Source organism: Zoogloea oryzae (assembly GCF_030161255.1).
Classification (GTDB): Bacteria; Pseudomonadota; Gammaproteobacteria; order Burkholderiales; family Rhodocyclaceae; genus Zoogloea; species Zoogloea oryzae.
Genome location: NZ_BSPX01000112.1, coordinates 1 through 9184 on the forward strand (window position 1 = coordinate 1; position 9184 = coordinate 9184).

Consider the following 9184-nt stretch of genomic DNA (forward strand, 5'->3'; position numbering starts at 1 on the left):
GCGGGCGTGCCCCTGCTGGCCGCGCGGCTGGCGGCCCTGGGGGACATGCCGGCCACGACGGCCGGCGCCCGCTACGACGGCGCGGTGGTGGAGGGCGTGAAGGCTTTCCAGGCCCGCCACGGCCTGCTGGCAGATGGCGTGATCGGCCGCGACACCCTGGCCCAGCTGGCGGTGAGTCCGGCCGAGCGGGTGCGCCAGATCGGCGTGAACCTCGAGCGCCTGCGCTGGACGCCCCAGCAGCGGGCCGCGCGGATGATCGTCGTGAATGTGCCGGAGTTTGCCCTGCGGGCCTACGCCCAGGAGGACGGCCAGCCCAAGGCCAAGGTGCAGATGAAGGTGATCGTCGGCAAATCCCTCGACACGCGCACGCCGCTGTTCGCCGAGGACATGCGCTTCATCGAGTTCAGCCCTTACTGGAACGTGCCGCCGTCCATCGCTCAGGCCGAGCTGGTGCCCAGGCTGCGGCGTGACCCGGCGCATTTCACCGATCAGGGCTTCGAGTTCGTGGCGGGGGACGGGCGGGTGCTCACCACGCTGTCGGACGAGAACCTCGAGGCGGTGATGCGCGGCCAGATGCGCATCCGCCAGCGCCCGGGGCCGAAGAACGCGCTGGGCGACATCAAGTTCGTGTTTCCCAACAACGACAACATCTACCTGCACCACACGCCGTCCACCCAGCTGTTTGCGCGGGCGCGGCGGGATCTGAGCCACGGCTGCATCCGCGTGGAGGCGCCGGTGGAGCTGGCGAAGTTCGTGCTGCAGGATCAGCCTGATTGGAGCGAGACGCGCATCCGCGAGGCGATGGAGCGGGGCAAGTCGGCGACGCTGCGGCTGAAGGAGCCGCTGCCGGTGGTGATCACCTACCGCACGGCGGTGGCGAAGGGGGGCAAGGTGTATTTCTTCCCGGACATCTACGGGCGCGACGCCCAGCTGGACGAAGCACTGCGCAAGGTGGCGGGCCCGCTGCGGCCGGTGCGCCGGCCGACAGAAGGCGCCGCAGGCCAGCGTCGGCCCGCGGCGTGATCTGGCTTACTGTTTGATCGCCTCGATCGGCAGGGTGATGGTCACTTCGTCACCCACGTAAGGGGCGTACTTGCCCATGTTGAAGTCGGTGCGCTTGACCTTGGCGGTGGCGGTGGCGCCACAGGCGTCCTTCTTCACCATCGGGTGCGGCATGCACTGGAAGGACACCACGCTCAGGGTCACCGGCTTGGTGACGCCCTTGAGGGTCAGGTTGCCTTCGACCGACACCACCTTGTCGCCGTCGAAGACGACCTTGGTGGACTTGTAGGTGGCGGTCGGGTACTTCTCGGTGGCGAGGAAGTCTTCGCCCTGGATGTGCTGGTTGAACAGGGCCGAGCCGGTGCTCACCGAGGTGGTGTCGATGGTCACGTCCACCGAGCCGGTCTTGGCGGCGCGGTCTAGGGTGACGCTGCCGGTGGTCTTGTCGAAGCGCGACAGCTGCTGGGAGTAGCCCATGTGGTTGTACTCGAAGCGCGGCAGGGTGTGGCTGCCGTCGATCACGTAGGTTTCCGGGGCGGCCAGGGCCGAGGTGGAGATCGCGGCGGCGGCGAGGGCCAGGGCGGTGAGCTTCTTCATGCTGTTTTCCTTTTACGTCTTGAGTTGGGGGTGGGGCTTACTTCTTCGTCGGGGCTGCGTTGGCCACGACGTGGAACTTGATGTCGATCTCGTTGGCGACGGCGGACACATCGGCCCACGGGCCTTCGCCGATGCCGAAATCCATCCGCTTGAGCACGAAGCCGCCGTCGAACACGCCGCTGGCGCCTTCCTGCTTGAAGGTGAAGGGGGCGACCACGTCGCGGGTCTGGCCCTTGATGGTCATCTTGCCCAGCGCCTCGTACTTGTTGCCGCCCAGGGCGCGCACGCCGGTGGACACGAACTTCGCGGTCGGGAAGGCCTTCACGTTGAACCACTGTTTGCCGACCACTTCGTCGTTGGCGTCCTTGGAGCCGGCGTCGATGCTGGCGAGGTCGATTTCGAGGGTGGTGTGGGCGGCGGTGGGCTTGGCCGGGTCGAAGCTGATCTGGCTGGTGAATTTCTTGAAGTTGCCGGGCACCGGCACGCCCATCTGCTTGGAGCTGAAGGCGAGGGTGCTCTTGCCGGCATCAACCTGGTTGAATTCGGCGGCCTGGGCGGTGCCGGCGGCCAGCAGCACGGCGGCGGGGAGGGCGATGAAGCGGATGTTCATGGGTTTCTCCTGGGGATTCGGTGTTCGTTATTTGCCGAAGGGCAGCATGCGGCGCAGGGTGGCGTCGCGGTCGATGATGTGGTGCTTGAGCGCGCCGGCCACGTGCAGGCCGACGAGGGCCAGCAGGCCGAAGTTGAGCACTTCGTGGACTTCCTTCAGCAGGTCGCCGAGCTCCTCGCTCTTGGTCACCAGATCAGGCAGCGGCAGCACGCCGAAATACACCGTCTGAAAACCCTTGGCCGAGCTCATCAACCAGCCCGACAGCGGCACCAGCACCATCAGCAGGTAGAGCAGGTGATGGGTGCCCTCGGCGATCTTGTGCTGCCACGCGGGCATCGGCAGCGCGGCCGGCGGGCGGTGGGTGATCCGCCACAGGATGCGCGGCAGGAAGAGCAGCAGCACGGTGATGCCGATCCACTTGTGATACGAGTAGAGCTTGAGCTTGGTGGGCGACAGGGGCAGTTCGTGCATGTAGGCGCCCAGCGGCCAGGCGGCGAGGATCAGTAGCGCGATGATCCAGTGGGCGGCGATGGCGGGGCCGGAGTAGCGTTGGGTTGCGGTGTTCATTCGGGTCAGTGTTCCGGATTGAAAGGGGTCGGGCTGGCGTCCTGCCAGAGGTAGGCGTCCATGGCCAGACCGCCGTAGGTGTGCTCGGGTTCCAGGCGCAGCGGCTTTTCGCCGGGATTGGCGGCGCCCAGGGCGGCGAACAGTGGCAGCAGGTGCTCCTCGCTCGGGTGGGCCTCGGCGCCGTAGGGGGCGAGGCGGCGGTAGTCGAGCAGGGCCGGGCGGTCGTCCCGATCGAGGGCGTCGCCCACCCAGTCGGCAAAGGCCACCGACTTGGCCAGCGGGGCGCTGTTGGTGCCCCAGGTGAGCCAGCCGAAGTTGTGGGTGACGGCGCCGGAGGCGAGGATCAGCACGCCTTCGTCCCGCAGGGGGCGCAGCGCGGCGCCGATGCGGCGGTGCCAGTCGGGCCCGGCGAAGGGCTGGAGCGCCAGCTGCACCACCGGCACGTCGGCCGCCGGGTACATGGCCTTGAGGGGAATCCACGCGCCGTGGTCGAGGCCGCGGTCGGGCACCTGGGCGTTGGGCAGGCTGGCGGCGGCGAGGAGTTCGCGCACCCGGGTGGCCAACTGGGGCGCGCCGGGGGCCGGGTAGTTCATCGCGTAGAGCGCCGGCGGAAAGCCGCCGAAATCATGGATGGTGTCCGGCGTGGCGGCGGTGCTGACGGTGGGTTCCCGCGCGGCCCAGTGGGCGGAGATCACCAGGATCGCCTTCGGGCGGGGCAGCTCGGCGCCCAGCTGCGCCCAGGTGGCCACGGTGGGGCCGGGGTTCAGCAGCACGTCGGGCGCGCCGTGGGATACGAAGAGAACAGGGTGTCGGCTCATCTGGGGGCTCCGGTTGGCAGTGCATCGACTGCCTGCTTTGATGCAGACGAACTTTAGGCTTTTGATTCGTTCAAAAATAGCCTTTAATCGAGACATCTTTGTTGCTGAAATTGAAACAATGGACCGACTGAACGCAATGGACGTCTTCGTCCGGGTGGCCGAAACCGGCAGCTTCACCGCGGTGGCCGATCATCTGGGCCTCGCGCGGTCGATGGTGACGCGCCAGATCACCGGGCTCGAGGCCCACCTGGGCGTCAAGCTGATCGCCCGCAGCACCCGCAGCCTCAAGCTCACCGCCGAGGGCGAGGTGTACCTGGAGCGCTGCCGCGAGATCCTCGGGCTGGTGGGCGCCGCCGAGGGCGATCTGTCCGGCGGCGGGCGGGCGCCGCGGGGGCCGATCCGGATCAGCGTGCCGGTGAGCTTCGGGGTGCGGCATCTGGCGCCGCTGGTGGCGGATTTCGTCGATCTCTACCCGGATGTGACGCTGGACGTGGATTACAACGACCGGCAGGTGAATCTCATCGAGAGCGGCATCGACATGGCGGTGCGCATCACCGGCCAGCTCGACGAGACGCTGGTGGCGCGGCGTCTGAGCTCGTCGCGGATGCTCACCCTGGCCTCGCCGGCCTATCTGGCCCGCCACGGCATGCCGCTGCGCCCGGAAGACCTGAGCGGGCACCACGGCCTGGGCTACACCGGCTCGCCCCGCGCCAGCTGGCCCTTCCGGGTGGGCGACGAGACCGTGTGGGTGCCGGTGAAGAGCCGCCTCCAGTCCAACAACGGCGAGGCGCTGCTGGATGCCTGCGAGCGGGGGCTGGGCGTGTGCCGCCAGCCCAGCTTCATCGCCGCGCCGGCGGTGAAGGCGGGGCGCCTGCAGGTGATCCTGCACAACTACCCGGGGCCGGAGGTGGGCATCAACGCGGTGTTTCCGAGCAACCGCTACCTGCCCACCCGGGTGCGCGCGCTGGCCGACTATCTGGCCGAACGTCTTGGCCCGGTGCCGGCGTGGGATCAACTGTGAAATTCATGCCACCGGTTGACGTGAGGGCATGTTGCATTGCGATGGTCATGATCTTTGCTATAACACCATCATGACCGGCCCCGACAGAGAGCCCCGCGACCGACCGACGGAACCTTGATTCCCAGGCGGCGGGGATAGGTGCCGGGCTGCAATCTTCGGAAGGGGATGCAACCATGAAACGCACCTATCTGGCGGCGCTTGCCCTGGCCGTTGCCGCAACCGCTTTCTGGTCCTTCCGTCCCGAGGCCGATGTCTCTGGCGTGGCGGAGGCGATTGCGCAGAACACCCCCGCGGTGCAGCCTGCGCCGCCCCACGCCCAGGTGCCCGAAACCGGCGTGCAGGACCAGAACCAGCCTTACTTTGAAGCCTGCGCCCGCGAAGGGCTCAACGAATCCGAGTGCGTGGGCCGGCTGATCTGGTTCAAGGCCACCGGCGGCAACGAACGCTTCCACACCTACACCTTCCAGCAGCGCGTCGGTGTGCTGGTGGACTGGTACCGGGTGTTGCGCACCGACCAGCGGGACGACCGTTTCTGGGCCTGGGGCATCATCAACGACCCATCCTGCTGCAAGCCCGGCGACGCCAACTGCCCGGCAAAATCGCCCGACGAGACCTTCGGCCTCGACTGGTGCCCCGGCGACGACGTGCTCCTCAAGTACGTGGGCAAGCAGGGCTACATCGACCCGGCCTGCGGCCTGAAGGACGCCGCCCTCGATCCCGAAGATCCCCACAGCCAGGGCGGCAAGCTAGACAAGCGCCACTCGGCCTGTGACCTGCGCTTCGGCACCTCGACCGGCGCGCTGGGCATCCGCAAGTTTCCCAATCCGCGCTTCGACCCCGAAAAGTGGAAGGCCCTCAACGGCGGCACCGCCAGCTGGGCCGGCTTCGACAGCAAGCTCGACGCGCGCACCGGCGTCGAATCCGACAGCCGGGTGAGCAAGCTGGCGGACGGCTCCATCGAGCCGCCCTTCCTGATCGGCACCAGCTGCGGCTCGTGCCACATCGCTTTCGACCCCCTCAACCCGCCGGCCGACCCGGCCCACCCCAAGTGGGAGAACATCAAGGGCCTGGTGGGCAACCAGTACACCCGGATGTCCGAGCTGCTGGGCTCCGGCATGCCCAAGTCGGCGCTGGAATGGCAGATGTTCGCCCACGCCCGGCCGGGTGTGACCGACACCTCGGCGATCTCCCACGACCAGGTGAACAACCCCGGCACCATCAACGCGCTCGTCAACGTGGCCCAGCGCCCGGTGTTCAAGGGCGAATCGGTGACCAAATGGCGCAAGGTGGCCGACTGCTCTGCCGAGAAGGACGAAGCCAAGTGCTGGTGCGAACCGAACCGCCAGGGCAAGTGCTGGCAGTTCTCGACCCGCAGCGATGACGTGACGCCGGTGTTGCTAGGCGGCACCAAGGTCAATCTGCCGGGCATCCACCACATCCTGAAGGGCGGCGAGGATTCCACCGGCGCCCACGAGGCGATCCAGCGGGTGTATTTCAACATCGGCTCGTGCTCCGAGCAGTGCTGGGTCAATCACTTCACCGACATGCGCCAGGTGGACCCGGAACAGCGCGGCTTCGGCCAGACGCCGTTCAACGTCGGCCAGTGCCGGCGCGATTGCCCGAACTTCCGGGCGGTGGAAGACCGGCTGCAGAACATCCTCGACTTCTTCGCCTCGGCCGAATCCGACGAGACCGACCTGTACGTCGCCCGCGCCAACGCCCGCAAGGCCAAGGGCGCGGCCGGCAGCTACGGCCGGGTCGAGCTGATCGCCGATCTGGACAAGGAGTTCGGCAAGGGCGCCGTGGCGCGTGGTCAGGCCGTGTTTGCCGAAAACTGCGCCCGCTGCCATTCGAGCATCCCCGAAGCCGAAGGCGGGCCCTTCAAGAGCCGCGACTTTGCCGCGCCCAACGACGCCCACCCGCGCAAGGTACGGGCCGACTTCCTCGGCAACGACCAGGCCACGCCGGTCACCGAGGTGGGCACCTTCCGCTGCCGCGCGCTGCACTCCAACCACATGGCCGGCCACCTCTACATGGAATATGGCAACGAGACCCTGCGCGCCCGACCGGTGGTGGCCGACATCCCCGAGGCGGACGTCATGAAGAACGGCGGCCGCGGCTACTACCGCAACGTGTCGCTGGTGAATGTGTGGGCCACCGCGCCCTTCATGCACAACAACGCCATCGGCCCCGAGGTGTGCGGCAAGCCGGCCAACAAGGAAAACGATTTCCACCGCGCCCGCTACGCCGGCGAGAACAACGCCCTGCTGGCCAGCCAGCCCGACTGCGTGCGTTACGACCCGAGCGTGGAAGGCCGCTTCGATCTCTACAAGCGCTCGATGGCCGAACTCCTTCACCCCACGTCCCGCGGCCGCAAGATCACTTTGACCAACGCCGACCTGCTCATCGACATGGGCATCCGTCCGCTGGAGGGCAAGGTCGAAAAGCCGCTGCATGGCTTCGGGCAGGTTAAGATCCCGATGGGCACCAGCGCCGGTTATCTCAACGGCCTGCAGCACAAACAGCTGATCGGCGATCTCTTCCTCGCCAAGCGCGCCCCGGCCCGGCTCGAAGCCACCGGCAAGAAGGCCCTGGTGCCAACGCTCCAGTCGATCGCCGACGAAGTGCTGAAGAACCCCTCGCGCTTCGTGGAGGTGCTGCGTCAGCACCACGACTTCGTCGCCGCCAACTACCAGAGCTGCGATCAGCTGGTCGAGAACGAAGGCCACCGCTTCGGCGAGGATCTGTCCGAGGCCGACAAGAAGGCCGTCACCGCCTTCCTCGCCACCCTGTAGGGAGAGCCGCCATGAAAGCACTCCAAGCCGTCGTCGCGCTGTGTGCCGCGGCGGGCCTCGCCGCCTGCGGGCCGGAGAAGACCGCCCAGCCCAACATCCCCTTTGCGCCCTACGACAAGAGCTACGCCTCCAAGCCCGATCTGGCCCAGGTGGATCACGCCTTCCCGATTCCCACCGTCGAACTCGCGAAGATCACCCCGGATTACCTCGCCACCCTCGATCAGGAGCAGCTCGACCAGATCTACGCCCGCCTCACCGCCGGGCCGATCCCCGACGGCGCCTTCGACGGCCGCATCCTGCTGCCCAAGGGCGGCAGCGGCAAGCTGCGGCTGGCCGAGATTGTTGGCGGCTTTGCCGGCACCGCACTGCAGCTCAAGGGCCTGGTGCTGGAGGACGTGGGCGAGACCCTGTGGCGGGGCAAGGTCTTCTACCGGGACGCGCGGGTGCTGCGCAACCGCATCGAGGATCTCGAACTGCTCCGCAAGGCCGGGCTGGTGAAGGGCGAGCCCCAGAAGATGGATTTCAACGGCAAGGAAACCTGGCTGCTCTTCCCGGCCAAGCTCTACTGCGGGCAGAGCCTGCTCGACGCCCGGCGCGAGTCGATCATCATCGACTACTTCTTCACCGACGAGATATCCGGCTACCAGGAATACCCCGATTTCCTCGCCGGGCGCCGTGGCCTGCGGGTGCGCGACGAGATCCGAATGATCCGCCCGGGCCTCTACCTGGGCCGCGCCTATCTCGACAAGGGCTTCGCCCTCAACTTCACGCTCTACAACAAGGCGATGGACGAGCAGGGGCGGGAAGCCTTCATCAAGACCGGCCAGGCCCAGGAGGACTGCTGGCCCGGCACCCAGCAACGCAAGCTGCTGGCCTCGGCAGGCTGACCCCGGCCGGCGCAACCCGGGTGGCGCGCCGTGACGATCCGCCGGGCCCTGCAGTCGATGCTGCTGGCGGCGTTCGTCATCGTCCGGGCGCCGCTTGCGGTGGTGGCTGAGCCCGCACCGATGCCCGCCTGGGTCGTCGATCCGGCCGCGCCGGGGGCGCACCTGCCGCCGGTGGGCCTGTCGCTGTTCGACCAACTTTTTGCCGACGGCCGGGGTGGCCACATGGTGCCCTTTCCCTTTGAAAAGCTCCTCGCCCGACTCGACCCGCTGCTGGCCCACGACGCGGCGGACGCGCTGCCGCCGGTCAAGCCGGTGCTGATCCCCCTTGGCCGCTCGCTCCAGCGCACCGCCGCGGCGCCGGATTACTTCCGCTTTCCCCGCGTGGTGGTGGCCGTCGATTCGCCCCCGGCGCAGGGCGCGCCCCTGCTCAAGGATCGGCTCTACATTGGCTACGCCGAGAAATCCGCGGTGCTGGAAGTCATCAGCTACAACGAGGCCGCCGGCCGCTTCGAGTTCCAGCTGGTCAAGGACTACCGGGCCGGCGCCCAGCCGCGGGTCTTCTACGCCAACCGCAACATCTGCTTCGCCTGCCACCAGAACGGCGCGCCGATCTTCTCCCGCGCCCTGTGGGACGAGACCAACGCCAACCCGGCCATCGCCGCGCGGCTCGGGGCGGCGGGGCGCAGCTTCTACGGCATTCCGACCGGTCGCGGCGTGGATCTGCCCTACGCCATCGACAAGGGCGTGCGCCGGGCCAACCTGTTTCCCCTGACCCAGCGCCTGTGGCGAGAGGGCTGCGGGCCGGGCGAGGCGGGCGCGGCGTGCCGTGCCGGGCTGTTTGCGTCGGCCGTCCGCCTGCGTCTGGCCGACGGCCGGGCAGGGCGCCC

Annotated in this window: 8 protein-coding genes and 1 pseudogene; 5 read left to right on the plus strand and 4 right to left on the minus strand. The window is 68.0% G+C overall.

Going from position 1 to position 9184, the window contains the following annotated elements:
- Window positions 1-1023 (plus strand): L,D-transpeptidase family protein (locus tag QQK25_RS21330; RefSeq protein WP_284189775.1); only part of this gene is annotated, 1023 nt, incomplete at its 5' end.
- Window positions 1024-1029: 6 nt separating this feature from the next.
- On the opposite strand, the gene QQK25_RS21335 is transcribed toward QQK25_RS21330, so the two are convergent.
- The 4 genes from QQK25_RS21335 to QQK25_RS21350 are packed head-to-tail and all read right to left on the minus strand — an operon-like array spanning window position 1030 to window position 3594.
- The gene (locus QQK25_RS21335) at window positions 1030-1599 is read right to left on the minus strand and encodes a YceI family protein (RefSeq protein WP_284189776.1); all 570 of its coding nucleotides are present in this window, start codon (window positions 1597-1599) and stop codon (window positions 1030-1032) included.
- Between the two features lie 37 nt (window positions 1600-1636).
- The gene (locus QQK25_RS21340; protein ID WP_284189777.1) at window positions 1637-2209 is read right to left on the minus strand and encodes a YceI family protein; all 573 of its coding nucleotides are present in this window, start codon (window positions 2207-2209) and stop codon (window positions 1637-1639) included.
- 27 nt (window positions 2210-2236) lie between these two features.
- Window positions 2237-2776, minus strand: a complete 540-nt coding sequence (locus tag QQK25_RS21345) for a cytochrome b (protein ID WP_284189778.1) — start codon at window positions 2774-2776, stop codon at window positions 2237-2239.
- Between the two features lie 5 nt (window positions 2777-2781).
- Window positions 2782-3594: a dioxygenase family protein gene (locus QQK25_RS21350; protein ID WP_284189779.1), complete on the minus strand. Its 813-nt coding sequence runs from the start codon at window positions 3592-3594 to the stop codon at window positions 2782-2784.
- A gap of 118 nt (window positions 3595-3712) precedes the next feature.
- On the opposite strand from QQK25_RS21350, the gene QQK25_RS21355 reads away from it, so the two are divergent.
- The 4 genes and pseudogenes from QQK25_RS21355 to QQK25_RS21370 form a co-directional block, all read left to right on the plus strand.
- Entirely contained in the window at window positions 3713-4615 is a 903-nt protein-coding gene (locus tag QQK25_RS21355; protein ID WP_284189780.1) for a LysR family transcriptional regulator, read from the plus strand.
- Window positions 4616-4788: 173 nt separating this feature from the next.
- Window positions 4789-7410 carry a cytochrome c gene (locus QQK25_RS21360; protein ID WP_284189781.1) on the plus strand — a complete coding sequence of 874 codons (2622 nt, stop codon included), beginning with the start codon at window positions 4789-4791 and terminating at the stop codon, window positions 7408-7410.
- 11 nt (window positions 7411-7421) lie between these two features.
- Window positions 7422-8297 carry a hypothetical protein gene (locus QQK25_RS21365; RefSeq protein ID WP_284189782.1) on the plus strand — a complete coding sequence of 292 codons (876 nt, stop codon included), beginning with the start codon at window positions 7422-7424 and terminating at the stop codon, window positions 8295-8297.
- A 30-nt stretch (window positions 8298-8327) separates the two neighbouring features.
- A pseudogene (locus QQK25_RS21370) lies at window positions 8328-9184 on the plus strand (hypothetical protein); the annotation flags it as partial.

Bases quoted from the DNA above. Each gene is read 5' to 3' on its own strand.
- QQK25_RS21335 (WP_284189776.1), bottom strand. From the start codon at position 1,599: ATGAAGAAGCTCACCGCCCTGGCCCTCGCCGCCGCCGCGATCTCCACC.
- QQK25_RS21340 (WP_284189777.1), bottom strand. From the start codon at position 2,209: ATGAACATCCGCTTCATCGCCCTCCCCGCCGCCGTGCTGCTGGCCGCC.
- QQK25_RS21345 (WP_284189778.1), bottom strand. From the start codon at position 2,776: ATGAACACCGCAACCCAACGCTACTCCGGCCCCGCCATCGCCGCCCAC.
- QQK25_RS21350 (WP_284189779.1), bottom strand. From the start codon at position 3,594: ATGAGCCGACACCCTGTTCTCTTCGTATCCCACGGCGCGCCCGACGTG.
- QQK25_RS21355 (WP_284189780.1), top strand. From the start codon at position 3,713: ATGGACCGACTGAACGCAATGGACGTCTTCGTCCGGGTGGCCGAAACC.
- QQK25_RS21360 (WP_284189781.1), top strand. From the start codon at position 4,789: ATGAAACGCACCTATCTGGCGGCGCTTGCCCTGGCCGTTGCCGCAACC.
- QQK25_RS21365 (WP_284189782.1), top strand. From the start codon at position 7,422: ATGAAAGCACTCCAAGCCGTCGTCGCGCTGTGTGCCGCGGCGGGCCTC.